A 14,293-nucleotide genomic window follows, 5' to 3' on the forward strand; every position below is an offset into this window, starting at 1 on the left:
CCTGCCGTCAGAGCGGACGTACCTGCGTCGCCAGTTCTTCCGCCGTTAGCCCTTTGCCTGCCCGCATCCCGGCCTCTCCATGCATGTAGACGCCGGCAGCAGCCGCCTCGAAAGCAGGTGCACCCTGGGCCATCAGTGCTCCGATGATCCCCGCCAAGACATCACCGGAGCCTGCGGTCGCAAGCCAGGCCGGTGCGTTGGTGTTGACGTAGGCTCTACCGTCGGGTGCGGCGATGACGGTATCGGCGCCTTTGTAGACGATCGCGGCGTTTGCCCGCGCCGCTGCAGCCTGCGCCTTTTCGATCTTTCCCATGGCTGCGTCGGCGGCAATATCGGGAAACAGTCGGCCAAACTCGCCTTCGTGTGGCGTAAGCACCAGCCGCGGTTTGCCGGAAAACTGGGAAAACAGCTCGTCGGGGGCATCTTTGAACGAGGAAAGCCCATCGGCATCCAGCACCAGATGTCGCTCCGAAAGTGCGGCAACGAATTGACGTGCCTTCTCTCCGACGCCGAAGCCAGGGCCAATAACGAATGTTTGCAGCCGCTCGTCATGCAGCCAATCGCGGAGAGCGGCCTCGTCGCTGATCGGATGGAGCATGATCGCCGTGAGATGCGCCGCATTCTCCCCGATGGCGTCCTCGGGCGCGGCGATTGTCACGAGCCCTGCCCCGGCTTTCAGCCCCGCCATAGCAGACATTCGCGCGGCGCCGGTCTTGCTCGCTTCGCCGGAAAAGACGACGAGGTGTCCACGCTTATATTTGTGTGTCTCAAGTCCGCCTGTCGGCAGCGCCTGGCGCCAAAGTTCGGGCCGGTTCTCGGCGATCTGCTGTTTCTTCTCGGCGCGGATGATGCGCCCGGGTATGCCGATATCGAAGACTTCCAATTCGCCACAGAGCTCGCGCCCCGGCATCAGGAGGTGGCCGGGCTTCCGTGTCATGAAAGTGACTGTGCGACTTGCGGCAAATGCCGCCCCTCTAACTGCTCCGGTGCGACCATCGATGCCGGATGGCAGGTCGACGGCAATCACCGGCACAGAAGTCCCGTTTACCTGTTCGATCACATCTCGAACACTGGCTGGAACATTGCGGGCAAGGCCAGCCCCAAAGAGGGCGTCGATTACCACATCGCCGCTCCGCGGCTGGTAGGACTCAAGTGGCAGCGTGGCTATTGGGAAATTATCCCTGGCCCGGGCGGCATCTCCCTTGAGCCTCGCCGGTTCCCCCATCTGGAATACGTCTACGGTAACGCCGCTGTCAGCCAGGCGGCGCGCGGCAACATAGCCGTCGCCGCCGTTGTTGCCAGGCCCGCAAAGAACGGCGGCGCGACGGACGGCAGGAAAATCACGCAACAGAGCAGCTGCGATTGCGGCGCCCGCTCGCTCCATAAGGGCATAGCTGTCGATACCGGACGCGGCGGCAGCCGCATCGACTGCGGTCATTTCTTCCGGAGTGAGGAGCAGCTTGGAGATTTCCTCGGTCATCGCCGCATTCAAACAGAAATCGCCTAAATAACAACCGGTTCGCTGATTGTTATAAAGGGCAACAAATAGGCAAATGCATAAAAATAGGGCTGCTTGTGCGTTTCGTTGGGGATTATTAGTGAGAACAAATATTTCTGAAAATGACCCGGATTTGCGCCTGCAGCATCGATTTTTGAAAATTCTTAGCCGAAAATCCAGGATAATTCCCAAGATTGTGGGCTTTTGCGTGCGATCGGGCTCGATTTTCGAAAAATCCGCTTCCCAACTGGCACGATAACTGCATCATGACGGCAAGCAGGTTTGAGCCTGCGATTAACGGGAGAAGCGGAGAGTCATTTTCTCATGAAAAAGATCGAAGCGATCATCAAACCCTTCAAGCTCGACGAAGTGAAGGAAGCCCTTCAGGAAGTCGGTTTGCAGGGTATTACAGTTACGGAAGCGAAGGGCTTCGGTCGCCAGAAAGGCCATACGGAACTCTACCGTGGCGCGGAATATGTCGTCGATTTTCTGCCGAAGGTGAAGGTGGAGGTCGTCCTCGCGGACGAAAATGCGGAAGCCGTCATCGAGGCAATCCGCAAGGCCGCCCAAACCGGCCGTATCGGCGACGGTAAGATTTTCGTCTCGAATGTGGAAGAAGTTATCCGCATTCGTACCGGCGAAACCGGTATCGACGCGATCTAATCTTTATCGCCTTCCGGCGAGCCAACGTATCGTCATCTCAAATAAAGGAACTATTTAATGGCGACCGCAAGCGAAATTCTTAAGCAAATCAAGGAAAACGACGTAAAGTTCGTGGACCTGCGCTTCACCGATCCGAAGGGCAAGCTGCAGCATGTCACCATGGACGTCGTCTGTGTCGATGAGGACATGTTCGCGGATGGCGTCATGTTCGATGGCTCCTCGATCGCTGGCTGGAAGGCCATCAACGAATCCGACATGGTGCTGATGCCGGACCCGGAAACGGTTCACATGGACCCGTTCTTCGCACAGTCCACCATGGTTATTCTCTGCGATATTCTCGATCCGGTTTCCGGCGAAGCTTACAACCGCGATCCGCGTGGTACTGCCAAGAAGGCTGAGGCTTACCTGAAGGCCTCGGGCATCGGCGACACGGTCTTCGTTGGTCCGGAAGCTGAATTCTTCGTCTTCGACGACGTGCGCTACAAGGCTGACCCGTATAACACCGGCTTCAAGCTCGACTCCACCGAACTGCCGTCGAACGACGACACCGAATATGAAACCGGCAACCTCGGTCACCGTCCGCGCGTCAAGGGTGGTTACTTCCCGGTTCCGCCGATCGACAGCTGCCAGGATATGCGTTCGGAAATGCTGACGGTTCTGTCCGAAATGGGCGTTGTCGTCGAAAAGCACCACCACGAAGTGGCGGCTGCCCAGCACGAACTCGGCATCAAGTTCGACACGCTCGTCCGCAACGCCGACAAGATGCAGATCTACAAGTACGTCGTGCACCAGGTCGCGAACGCCTATGGCAAGACGGCAACCTTCATGCCGAAGCCGATCTTCGGCGACAACGGCTCGGGCATGCACGTCCATCAGTCGATCTGGAAGGGCGGCAAGCCGACCTTCGCCGGCGATGAGTACGCTGGTCTCTCCGAAACCTGCCTCTACTACATCGGCGGTATCATCAAGCACGCCAAGGCGCTGAACGCCTTCACCAACCCGTCGACGAACTCCTACAAGCGTCTCGTCCCGGGCTACGAAGCACCGGTTCTGCTCGCCTACTCGGCGCGCAACCGCTCGGCATCGTGCCGCATTCCGTTCGGCACCAACCCGAAGGCCAAGCGCGTCGAAGTTCGCTTCCCGGATCCGATGGCAAACCCCTACCTCGCCTTCGCCGCCATGCTGATGGCAGGCCTCGATGGCATCAAGAACAAGATCCATCCTGGCAAGGCCATGGACAAGGACCTCTACGATCTGCCGCCGAAGGAACTGAAGAAGATCCCGACGGTGTGCGGCTCGCTGCGCGAAGCGCTGGAAAGCCTCGACAAGGACCGTAAGTTCCTGACCGCCGGCGGCGTGTTCGACGATGACCAGATCGACAGCTTCATCGAGCTCAAGATGGCGGAAGTCATGCGCTTCGACATGACGCCGCATCCGGTCGAGTACGATATGTACTATTCGGCTTGATCATCAAGAAACGAAGCCCCGGCTTGGCCGGGGCTTCGCCTACCGCTGTCATGGCTGCCGAGGGCGGATATGACACTCATGTGACGAGATCCCGCACAAATCTTGATTTGAGTGGGGCCAATCACCAAATCAGGTGATGAAAGGAAGTCGTACCATGAAAGAAAGAGTAGCAAAGTTCAGTATCGGCGAAGTGGTTCGGCACAAGGTGTTTCCATTCCGCGGCGTCATCTTTGACGTCGATCCGGAATTCGCGAACACGGAAGAATGGTGGAACTCGATTCCCGCCGAAGTGCGCCCCAGCAAGGATCAGCCCTTCTATCATCTGCTGGCCGAGAATGATGAAAACGAATACGTTGCCTACGTATCCGAACAGAACCTGGTCAACGACGAGAGCGGTGTTCCGCTCCGCAACGAGCAGGTCTACCAGATCTTCGATATGGCACCGACGGGGCAGTTCAAACCCAAGATGAGCTTCGCCCACTAACGTCCCACTGCCGTCATTCAAAACCCCGCTTCCGGCGGGGTTTTTCTTTGCCTGGATCACGCAATAAAAAACCCGGCGCAGGGCCGGGTTCTTCGAGAATTCCGATGGCTCAGAATTACTGGGCCTTGGCAGCCTTCTGGGCTTCTTCGAGCTTCTTGCGTGCTTCGTCAGCCTTCTTCTGCATGCTGTCCTGCAGGCTCTTCTGGCTTTCGGCGAGCTTGGAAGCAGAAACCGGTTCGCCATCAAATGCGCCGGTGAAGCCTTCGAGCGAGATCTTGATCGGGTTCGGCGCGCGACGGAAGTTGATCGAGGTCAGAACCAGATCAGTGCCCTTTTTCAGGCTGGCGACCATGGCGTCGGTCAGCGGGATCTGGGCGACGCAACGGTCGGGCATGCACATCAGGTAGTCGATCTTCTGAGCCTTGCCGCCGTCAATCTGCAGCGCCACGCCTGGCGGGATCAGACGGGCCGGCGGCACCGAAACCTGAAGGCTCTTGTTGTTGATCTTGCCCGAGACAGTGATGAGGCCAACGCCGGTGACGAGCTGGCCACCGCCTGCGAGAACGACGTTCTGGACGACGCACACGTCATTGTCTTCCTGCTTGCTGCAGGTCTTGTACCAGCCGAGACGCGGGGCGCCGGCAGCCGTGGCGGGAGCGTCGGCGGAGGCCGCCGCATCCTGCGCGAAGGACGACACGGGAGCTGCTGCAGCACCGAGCATCACTGCCAGAACGGACAGGGCCGCCCGCGTTTTGTTTTCAGCCTTGAACATCATAACGAATTCCGTCTCCTGAAATCCCTTAGGGACGACAACGTGCCATCCTCACCAACAGGGTTGTTCGCATTCCACCTCTTAAAACAATGAGGCAAATGCATGACCCCCCGACTTCGGGTTCCCCTGTTACATCGCGTCGCGTGAGATATCCAGTATTTCTTTGACCTTTTCGGGGTCATCCGAAAGAATTCGGCACGGATGGTGAACTGCGGTGGCTGCGTGATAGTCTTGCGCCGAATCGTGCCGTTCCCGGAAAGGACCTCAACGATGCTCCGGATCGTTCTCCCCGTCATTTTCACCTTGGTTGGCAGCGCAGCTCTCGCAGAGCCCGTGCATGGCATCGCAATGCATGGTGAGCCGGCCCTACCCGCCGATTTCAAGCATCTTCCCTATGTTAATCCCGATGCGAAGAAGGGCGGGAAGATCAATTATGGCGTCGTCGGCACCTTCGATAGCCTCAATCCCTTCATCCTGAAAAGCATGCGCACGACGGCGCGCGGCATGTGGGACCCGGAATACGGAAACCTTGTCTTCGAGACACTGATGCTGCGCTCGCGCGACGAACCTTTCACGCTCTACGGGCTGCTGGCGGAATCCGTTGAATGGGACGAAGACCGGACCTTTATCCAGTTCAATCTCAACCCCGCTGCCAAATGGTCTGACGGTCAGCCGGTGACACCCGATGACGTGATTTTCACGCTCAATCTGCTCAAGGAGAAGGGCCGTGTTCCCTTCAGCACTCGGTTGAATGCCGTTGAGAAGATGGAGAAGGTCGGAGACCACGGCGTTCGCTTCACTTTCAACGACAAGGCCGATCGCGAATTCCCGCTGATTCTCGCCGGATCGACGCCGATCTTGCCGAAACATGCAATCGATCCGGAGACATTCGATCGTTCGTCGCTCACGCCTCCGGTGGGATCCGGCCCCTACAAGATCAAGTCCTTGAAGCCCGGCGAAAGCATCACGTTCGAGCGCGATCCCAACTACTGGGGCAAGGACATTCCGGCCAAGGTGGGCCTCGACAACTACGATCAGATATCGGTCCAGTATTTCCTGCAGGACACGACACTCTTCGAGTCCTTCAAGAAGGGTGACATTGACATCTACCCCGACGGCAGTCCCGTCCATTGGACAAGCGCCTACAGCTTTCCTGCTGTCACATCGGGCAACGTCGTGAAGGACACGTTCGAACCGAAGCTGCCGAGCGGCATGTTTGGTTTCGTCTTCAATACCCGGCGACCGGTTTTCGCCAATGTGAAGCTTCGCGAGGGACTGTCGCTGATCTTCGATTTCGAATGGGCGAATAAGAACCTTTTCTCGAACGCCTATATCCGCACCCAGAGTTTCTGGCAGAACTCCGATCTGTCGAGCTTCGGGGTGCCGGCTGACGAACGCGAACTGAAGCTTCTAGGGCAGATCAAGGATCGAATCGATCCGGCGATTCTGGACGGAACCTACAAGCTTCCGGTGACGGACGGATCGGGCCGCGATCGCAATATCCTGAAACAGGCGGCCGCGCTCCTCAAGGAAGCAGGTTACACGATCAAGAATGGCAAGATGAGCGACGCCAGCGGCCGGCCGCTTACTTTCGAGATCATGACTCAGAACACCGATCAGGAAAAACTTGCCGTTTCCTATCAGCGTTCACTGCAACTCCTTGGCATTGGCGCGACGATCCGCACTGTCGACGATTCGCAATATCAGAGCCGTACGAACAGCTTCGACTACGACGTCATCGTGAAGTCCTACACGTCATCTCTGTCTCCCGGCATCGAACAGTTGGGACGATGGTCTTCCGGGGCCAAGGAGCGCGAAGGCACTGACAACTTCGCCGGCGTTGCCGATCCCGACGTCGATACGCTGATCCAGCACATCCTTACGGCACGCTCGGCCGAAGACTTTACGGCAGCGGTGCGTTCTCATGATCGCATGCTGTTGTCGGGCCACTATGTCCTGCCGCTTTATCACGTTGATCAGCAATGGGTTGCCCGTAGCAAGCGCATCGGCCATCCAGACACCGTCCCGCTCTACGGCTATCAGTTGCCAGCGTGGTGGGATCAGAGCGTGCAATAGGTGGTTCCTTTTTCCTGCCTGGTTGAAGTCGCCTGCCACAGGGCCTAGATGGCGGGAAGGTTTCGATTTCAGGAAGAAAAAAGGAAAAGCCCATGGAACGCATTACCATCGACGTTGTCTCTGACGTCGTCTGCCCGTGGTGCTATCTCGGCAAGGCGCGGCTTGAGCTTGCGATCGCTGAAGTTCAGGACGAGGTCGGTGTGGACATCAACTGGCGCCCCTACCGCCTCAATCCCGACTACCCGCCTGATGGCGTCGACCAGAAGAAGGCGCTGGAGCAGAAGCTCGGCGGTGCCGAGCGCGTCGCTCAGGGGCACAAGATGCTGAGTGAGCTTGGTCGTGAGGTCGGCATCAACTTTGATTTCGACGCGATCAAGATCGGTCCGAATACGCTTGATGCGCATCGCCTGATCCACTGGGCGATGGTCGAGGATCGTGAGAAGCAGGACCTTGTCGTCAATGCCCTGTTCAAGGCGAATTTCGAGGAGGGCCGCAATGTCGGCGACCATGCCGTCCTGCTCGATATCGCGGAGAAGGCCGGCATGAACCGTGCCGTCGTCTCCTCCCTGCTGGCGTCCGACGCTGACAAGGACCTGGTGATCGCCGAGATCGAGGCCGCCCAGAAGATGGGAGTGAACGGTGTCCCCTTCTTCATCTTTGATCAGCAATACGCCGTCAGCGGCGCGCAGACGTCTGACGTGTTGGCGGGCGCGCTTCGTGACATCGCCAAGGCGAAGGCGGAAGCGCGTGCCGGCATGAACTGAGCGTCGTTACACCTTCGCCATTTCCGCGAGTTGCGTCATGATAACGGCTGCGCCCTGCAGCCGCTTTTCCGGTGTCGGCAGGTCGCGTGTGAGGAATACGCTCTGGTCCGGCCGGATCTTCGCCATGGTTCCTTGTTTGGCGATATAGCCAACCAGGTTCGCGGGATTCGGAAACTCCTTGTTGCGGAACTGGATGACCACGCCCTTGGGGCCTGCATCCAGCTTTTCCACGTTGGCGACGCGGCAAAGTGATTTCACATAGACGATCTTTAGGAGGTGCTGGACCTCGATCGGCATCGGGCCGAAGCGGTCGATCATTTCCGCGCCGAAGGCATCGATTTCCTTTAATTCCGTGATTTCCCCAAGGCGGCGATAGAGTGCCATGCGCAGGTGCAAATCCGGCACATAGCCATCTGGGATCATGACTGACGTGCCGACCGAGATCTGCGGCGACCAGCCGGTATCCTGGATCTCATCCACTCCCTTTACTTCGGCCACGGCCTCTTCGAGCATCTGCTGGTAAAGTTCGAAACCGACTTCCTTGATATGGCCGGACTGCTCTTCGCCGAGCAGGTTTCCTGCGCCGCGGATGTCGAGATCGTGGCTGGCAAGCTGGAATCCGGCGCCGAGCGTGTCGAGCGACTGCAACACCTTGAGACGGCGTTCCGCCGTCGCCGTAAGCACCTTGTTGACGGGCAACGTGAACAGCGCAAAGGCGCGCACCTTCGAACGTCCGACGCGGCCACGCAGCTGATAGAGCTGCGCCAGACCGAACATGTCGGCGCGGTGCACGATCAGCGTATTGGCCGTCGGCACGTCCAGCCCCGATTCCACGATAGTCGTCGACAGCAGTACGTCATAACGGCCCTCGTAGAAGGCATTCATAATGTCCTCGAGCTCGCCGGCCGGCATCTGGCCGTGCGCGACCGCGACCTTCAGTTCTGGTACGTCCGAACGCAGGAAGGCATGCACGTCTTCCAGATCGGCTAGACGCGGGCAGACATAGAAGCTCTGGCCGCCACGATAATGCTCGCGCATCAGTGTTTCGCGGATGACGAGTGAATCGAATGGCGAAATGAAGGTGCGAACCGCCATGCGGTCGACCGGCGGCGTCGTGATCAACGACAACTCGCGCACCCCTGTCATCGCCAGCTGCAGCGTACGCGGGATCGGGGTCGCCGAGAGCGTCAGCACGTGGACATCGCTTTTCAGCTCCTTCAGACGTTCCTTGTGCTTGACGCCGAAATGCTGCTCTTCGTCGATGATCAGCAGCCCGAGATTGGCAAACTTGATCCCGGCGCCAAGAAGCGCATGGGTGCCGACGACAATATCCGTCTTGCCCTCTGCTACTTCCTTCTTCGTCAATGCTAGGTCCTTCGAGCCGACGAGGCGTGAGGCCTGCTGGATGCGCACAGGCAAGCCGCGGAAGCGTTCGGAGAAGGTCTTGAAGTGTTGGCGCGCCAGCAACGTGGTCGGCACGACGACAGCAACCTGAATACCGTTCATCGCCGCAACGAAAGCAGCACGAAGCGCCACCTCTGTCTTGCCGAAGCCGACATCGCCGCAAACGAGGCGATCCATCGGTCGGCCAGCTCCAAGGTCGGAGCGCACCGCCTCGATGGCGTTGTCCTGATCTTCGGTCTCGTCGTAAGGGAAGCGGGCGGCAAATTCGTCGTAGAGTCCTTCCGGCGTCGTGAGCACAGGCGCATGGCGGGTCAGGCGTTCGGCGGCGATGCGGATCAGCGCGTCCGCCATATCGAGTAGCCGCTTCTTGAGCTTGGCCTTGCGCATCTGCCATGCGCCGCCGCCGAGCTTGTCGAGTTGCGCTTCCGTCCCCTCGCCACCATAGCGCGACAGAAGGTCGATATTCTCGACCGGCAGGAACAGCTTCGCGTCGTCTGCGTATTGCAGCTCGAGGCAGGCGTGCGGCGCGCCCGCCGCTTCGATGGTTCGCAGGCCTACAAATCGGCCGATACCATGCTGCGCGTGGACGACGACCGAACCCTCGTCGAGGCCGGCAACCTCGGAGATGAAATCGGCAGCGCGCTTGCGCCGCTTCGAACGCCGCACCATGCGGTCGCCCAGAATGTCCTGTTCGCCGATAACGACGAGATTGCCGACTTCGAATCCAGATTCGAGACTGAGCACGCCAGCCGCAGCCTCACCTTTGGCAAGGCCGTCGATCTCCTTCAGCGCACCGACCGGCTTCACGCGCTCGAGCCCGTGTTCGTTAAGCACCTGCAACAGACGCTCCAGCGAACCCTCCGTCCAGGCAGTAATCAGCACCTTCGCGCCAGAGGAGCGCTTGTCGGCAATGTGCTTTACGACAGCGTCGAACACATTGATGCGCTCGGCATTGCCGCCACCCTCGGCATTCGAGCGCGCCCAGCGCTCGCCTTGGCGAGCGTCGAGATTGATCACGCGCCGCGCCTCTCCCTCATGCTCGTTAAAGGGGGAAATGCGCATCGCATTGAAAGCATCGAGCGTGTTGGCGAAAGTCTTTCCGTCCAAGTAGAGCTGGCCGGGCGTTACGGGCTTGTAGGGTGTCCCTTGCGCCATCTGCCCCTTGGCGGGCTGCCCGGAATTGAGACGGGCGTCATAGTAGTCGAAGACGAGCTTGGAGCGCTCCTCAGCGGCCTGGCGCACCGTATGATCGGTGACCATCCGGAAGCCTTTGAGATAGTCGAATACCGTTTCCAGTTTCTCGTAGAAGAGCGGCAGCCAATGCTCCATGCCAGGATAGCGCCGCCCCTCTGATATGGCGAGATAGAGTGCATCGTCGCGAGTCGCTGCGCCGAACGAGGAGAGATAATTCTTCCGGAAGCGGCTGATCGTGTCGGGCGTCAGCGTAACTTCGCTCATTGGGTTGAGGTCGAGTGAGCGAACCTGCCCGGTCGTACGCTGGCTTGCCGGATCGAAGCTGCGGATGCTTTCCAGCGTATCGCCGAAGAAATCGAGGCGAACAGGTTCCTCGGAACCCGGCACGAAGACGTCGAGAATGCCGCCGCGCACAGCATATTCGCCGACCTCACGAACTGTTGCGACGCGGTCGAAGCCGTTGCGTTCCAGACGCCCGGCAATATCGTCCATCCGCACGGTGTTCCCGGGACGAGCCGAGAAGGCAAGGCTTTCGATAATCTCCTGAGGAGCGACTTTCTGCAGCATCGCATTGACGGTCACCAGCACGATCGCCGCGTGTGGCTTCTTGTGATGCGCGATCAGACCGCCCAGCGCCGCGAGACGGCGCGCCGATGTGTCGGCGCTCGGCGAAACGCGGTCATAAGGGAGACAGTCCCAGGCCGGCAAGGTGAGGACCGGGATCTCGGGCGCAACGAAGCCGAGCATCTGCTCGAGGTCTACCATCCGCTGGCCGTCAGAAAGCACATAGGCGACCGGCTCGCCTGCACGTGCCAGATCGGCCAGCAACAGAGCCTCCATACCTGTCGGCACGTTGCCGATTGTCAGCGGCTCGGCGACGGCTGACAGCTTCCTTGCGTCAAAACCTGAGGTCATTAGGCGTTCCTGGGCAGGGCGTCGGCTGGATATTCGAAATCGGGCTTGTAAGCGGTAAGGCGCGCAAACATTGGCGTCTGGAAACGCTCGGGCACCGGCCATGTTCCCATGATCCAGCGTACAAGATCGTTGTCCTCTTCGGCCATGATGGTTTCGAACTCGTCGAGTTCGGCCTCCGACAGGGTGGCGATCTCCTTTTCGGCGAACTGCCCGAAGACCAGATCCATTTCGCGGATGCCGCGATGCCAGCAGCGAAAGAGGATTCGGCGGCGGCGCGGATCAAGATCGGCGCTCGAGAGTGACACACCCGTCATGGCTTTACCTTCCTGTTGATGCGCCTCTATAGACCCTCGAAAGCGGCTTGTCAGCCTTGCCAAGGCCGCATTGTTCATCGCATTTTGCCGCCATGCGCCCAGCCATTCTCGATCCGCTGTTTTCGCCAGTTTCCGCTCTGCCCGGTGTCGGCCCAAAGATCGCCGAGCTGCTGGTGAAGCTGCTGGGGCGCGAAGCGCCTGACGATACGCGCGTCGTCGATCTGCTGTTTCATGCGCCGCATTCTTTGATCGATCGTCGAAACCAGCCGGGTATCGCCCGCGCGCCGCAAGGCGCCATCGTGACTGTCACGGCACGCGTCGATCGCCATCAGGCGCCGCCGCGGGGCAAAAGCAACGTTCCCTACCGGGTCATGTTGCACGACGAGACTGGTGAACTGACGCTTGTCTTCTTTCGCGGCCAGGCGGCATGGCTGGAAAAGCAGCTGCCGTTGGACGAGGAGGTAATCGTCAGCGGCAAGATCGATTGGTTCAACGGCCGCGCGTCCATGGTTCATCCCGATTACATCGTGAAGGCCAGCGAAGCCGAGAACCTGCCCCTCGTCGAGCCGATCTACCCGCTCACAGCAGGCCTTTCGCCGAAGACACTGCGCAAGATCATCGAAGCGGCACTGCCGCGCACGCCGGAACTGCCGGAATGGATCGACCTGGCCCTCGCGCAGAAACAGGGCCTGCCCTTGGTCGCAGACGCTTTCCACGGGTTGCACGAGCCACGCGATCCCTCGGATATTGATGCGCAAGCCCCTGCTCGCCGCCGGCTTGCCTATGATGAATTCCTGGCCGGCCAACTATCCCTGAGCCTGGTGCGCCAGCGACTGCGCAAGGTTGCCGGCCAGCCTGTTCATCAGACCGGAAAGATCAGCGCCCAAATCCTGCGGGCTCTGCCGTTCTCGCCGACCAATAGCCAGAATGCGGCGATTGCCGATATCCTGAAGGACATGGCCGGTGAAGATCGCATGCTGCGTCTGCTGCAAGGTGACGTCGGCTCCGGCAAGACGCTGGTCGCGCTGATGGCAATGGCGGCGGTCATCGAAAGCGGCGGCCAGGCCGTTCTCATGGCCCCAACGGAAATTCTAGCCCGTCAACACCACGCGACGATCTCGAAATTTGCCGCTTCCGCGGGCCTCGGAATCGAGGTTCTTACCGGCCGTACCAAGGGTCGTGAACGCGAAGACATCCTCGAAAGGATCGCATCCGGAGAGGCGCAGATCATCATCGGTACCCATGCCCTCTTCCAGGATAGCGTCAACTACCGCAACCTCATGCTGGCCGTTGTCGACGAGCAGCATCGCTTCGGGGTCCACCAGCGCCTCCGGCTGACGGCGAAAGGCATCACGCCCCACATGCTCGTCATGACGGCCACTCCCATCCCGCGAACGCTCGTGCTTGCCGCCTTCGGCGACATGGACGTCTCCAAGCTGACGGAGAAGCCCGCCGGCAGGAAACCGATACAGACGATTACCATCCCAACTGAACGTACCGGCGAGATCGTCGGGCGTCTCAAGAGCGCGCTGGCGGAAGGCAAGAAGGCCTACTGGATCTGCCCGCTCGTCGAGGAGAGCGAGGAGAGCGATCTGATGTCTGTCGAGGAGCGCCATGCAACGCTCGTCTCGTCTCTCGGTCCCGGCATCGGGCTGATCCACGGCCGCATGACGGGCCTGGAAAAGGACGCCGTGATGATGGCGTTCAAGAACGGCGAAATCCGCCTTTTGGTCGCAACAACAGTGGTGGAAGTCGGCGTCGATGTTCCTGACGCGACGATCATGGTGATCGAGCATGCGGAGCGCTTCGGCTTGGCGCAGCTGCATCAGCTTCGCGGACGCGTGGGGCGCGGTGACGAGGCTTCGACCTGTATTCTGCTCTACAAGGGGCCTCTTGGCGAAACAGGTCATGCCCGTCTCTCGATCATGCGTGAAACCGAAGACGGCTTCCGTATCGCGGAGGAAGACCTGAAGCTGCGCGGCGAAGGCGAGTTGCTCGGCACGCGCCAGTCGGGAACCCCAGGCTTTCGCATCGCGAGCCTTGAGGCACATGCCGATCTGCTGGAAATCGCCCGCCGCGATGCGGCCTATCTGATCGAGCGCGATCCGGAACTTACCAGCGAGCGCGGCAAGGCCGTACGCACCCTGCTCTACCTATTCCGTCGTGATGAGGCGATCCGCTTCCTGCATGCAGGCTGAAGCCGAGCCCGGCCTCACAGCGTCCGGAACATTACGAAAGCGTCAACGTAGCCTTTTGTCGGGTGCTCGAAGGCGCCGGGCAAGCGCCCGACCGTCTCAAAACCCAACGATTGCCAGAGGCGAACTGCGCGTTCGTTGGCGCTGACAACGAAATTGAACTGCATCGCCCGGAAACCACGCTCGCGGGCTCGGACGAGCGAGTGCTCGTGCATCTGTCGCGCCACGCCCTTGCCGGTCGCCGCCGCCGCGGTCATGTAGCCGCAATTGCAAACATGCGCACCACCACCCGCCTGGTTGGCGCGGAGATAGTAGGTGCCGAGAATCTCGCCACTCTCGTCTTCGGCGACGAAGGTCTCTTTGTCCGGCCCCAGCCAGTAAGCGAGGGCATCGGTCTCGCTCATGTCGCGATCGAGCGTATAGGTCTCCCCGGCTCGGATCGTCGGCTCGATCATGGTCCAGATAGAGGAACGGTCGTCGGCGGTGGCGGGTCTGATCAGCATTGCGTACGTCATCCTTCAACCCATCGCACGGCAACACGGCGGAA

General features: G+C 59.8%; 11 protein-coding genes. 6 read left to right on the forward strand and 5 right to left on the reverse strand.

Features of this window, described 5'->3' with window-relative positions; translation table 11 throughout:
- Positions 1-7: 7 nt before the first annotated feature.
- Complete coding sequence (locus NBG89_RS07185) at positions 8-1,480, reverse strand: NAD(P)H-hydrate dehydratase (RefSeq protein WP_431322242.1); 1,473 nt, start codon at positions 1,478-1,480, stop codon at positions 8-10.
- A gap of 342 nt (positions 1,481-1,822) precedes the next feature.
- On the opposite strand from NBG89_RS07185, the gene NBG89_RS07190 reads away from it, so the two are divergent.
- From NBG89_RS07190 to hspQ, 3 genes are all read left to right on the forward strand, one after another.
- Complete coding sequence (locus NBG89_RS07190) at positions 1,823-2,161, forward strand: P-II family nitrogen regulator (RefSeq protein ID WP_015339877.1); 339 nt, start codon at positions 1,823-1,825, stop codon at positions 2,159-2,161.
- 57 nt (positions 2,162-2,218) lie between these two features.
- Positions 2,219-3,628 (forward strand): type I glutamate--ammonia ligase, encoded by a 1,410-nt coding sequence (gene glnA, locus NBG89_RS07195; protein ID WP_088692742.1) that lies wholly within the window; start codon positions 2,219-2,221, stop codon positions 3,626-3,628.
- A 154-nt stretch (positions 3,629-3,782) separates the two neighbouring features.
- Positions 3,783-4,112 (forward strand): heat shock protein HspQ, encoded by a 330-nt coding sequence (gene hspQ, locus NBG89_RS07200; RefSeq protein WP_016553964.1) that lies wholly within the window; start codon positions 3,783-3,785, stop codon positions 4,110-4,112.
- Between the two features lie 115 nt (positions 4,113-4,227).
- Here hspQ and NBG89_RS07205 read toward each other — a convergent pair whose 3' ends face one another.
- The gene (locus tag NBG89_RS07205) at positions 4,228-4,887 is read right to left on the reverse strand and encodes an invasion associated locus B family protein (RefSeq protein WP_431322243.1); all 660 of its coding nucleotides are present in this window, start codon (positions 4,885-4,887) and stop codon (positions 4,228-4,230) included.
- A gap of 267 nt (positions 4,888-5,154) precedes the next feature.
- Here NBG89_RS07205 and NBG89_RS07210 point away from each other — a divergent pair, with 267 nt between their 5' ends.
- Together NBG89_RS07210 and NBG89_RS07215 are read left to right on the forward strand one after the other, a co-directional pair.
- Positions 5,155-6,960: an extracellular solute-binding protein gene (locus tag NBG89_RS07210; RefSeq protein ID WP_431322244.1), complete on the forward strand. Its 1,806-nt coding sequence runs from the start codon at positions 5,155-5,157 to the stop codon at positions 6,958-6,960.
- Between the two features lie 92 nt (positions 6,961-7,052).
- A complete protein-coding gene (locus NBG89_RS07215; RefSeq protein ID WP_431322245.1) occupies positions 7,053-7,724 on the forward strand; it encodes a DsbA family oxidoreductase in 672 nt (223 codons plus the stop codon).
- 6 nt (positions 7,725-7,730) lie between these two features.
- Here NBG89_RS07215 and mfd read toward each other — a convergent pair whose 3' ends face one another.
- Both mfd and NBG89_RS07225 read right to left on the reverse strand, forming a co-directional pair.
- Entirely contained in the window at positions 7,731-11,237 is a 3,507-nt protein-coding gene (mfd, locus tag NBG89_RS07220; RefSeq protein WP_431322246.1) for a transcription-repair coupling factor, read from the reverse strand.
- Entirely contained in the window at positions 11,237-11,551 is a 315-nt protein-coding gene (locus NBG89_RS07225; protein WP_088692747.1) for a succinate dehydrogenase assembly factor 2, read from the reverse strand. Before NBG89_RS07225 ends, mfd begins: the two co-directional genes overlap by 1 nt.
- A gap of 92 nt (positions 11,552-11,643) precedes the next feature.
- Between NBG89_RS07225 and recG the strand changes: the two genes are divergently transcribed.
- On the forward strand, positions 11,644-13,749 hold the full coding sequence (gene recG, locus NBG89_RS07230) for an ATP-dependent DNA helicase RecG (protein WP_431322247.1): 2,106 nt from the start codon (positions 11,644-11,646) through the stop codon (positions 13,747-13,749).
- Between the two features lie 14 nt (positions 13,750-13,763).
- Here the strand turns inward: recG and NBG89_RS07235 are convergent, their stop codons facing one another.
- Positions 13,764-14,249 (reverse strand): N-acetyltransferase family protein, encoded by a 486-nt coding sequence (locus NBG89_RS07235; RefSeq protein ID WP_431322248.1) that lies wholly within the window; start codon positions 14,247-14,249, stop codon positions 13,764-13,766.
- Positions 14,250-14,293 lie beyond the last annotated feature (44 nt).

The organism is Rhizobium sp. YTU87027, from assembly GCF_050644135.1.
In the GTDB taxonomy this organism is placed as follows: Bacteria; Pseudomonadota; Alphaproteobacteria; order Rhizobiales; family Rhizobiaceae; genus Rhizobium.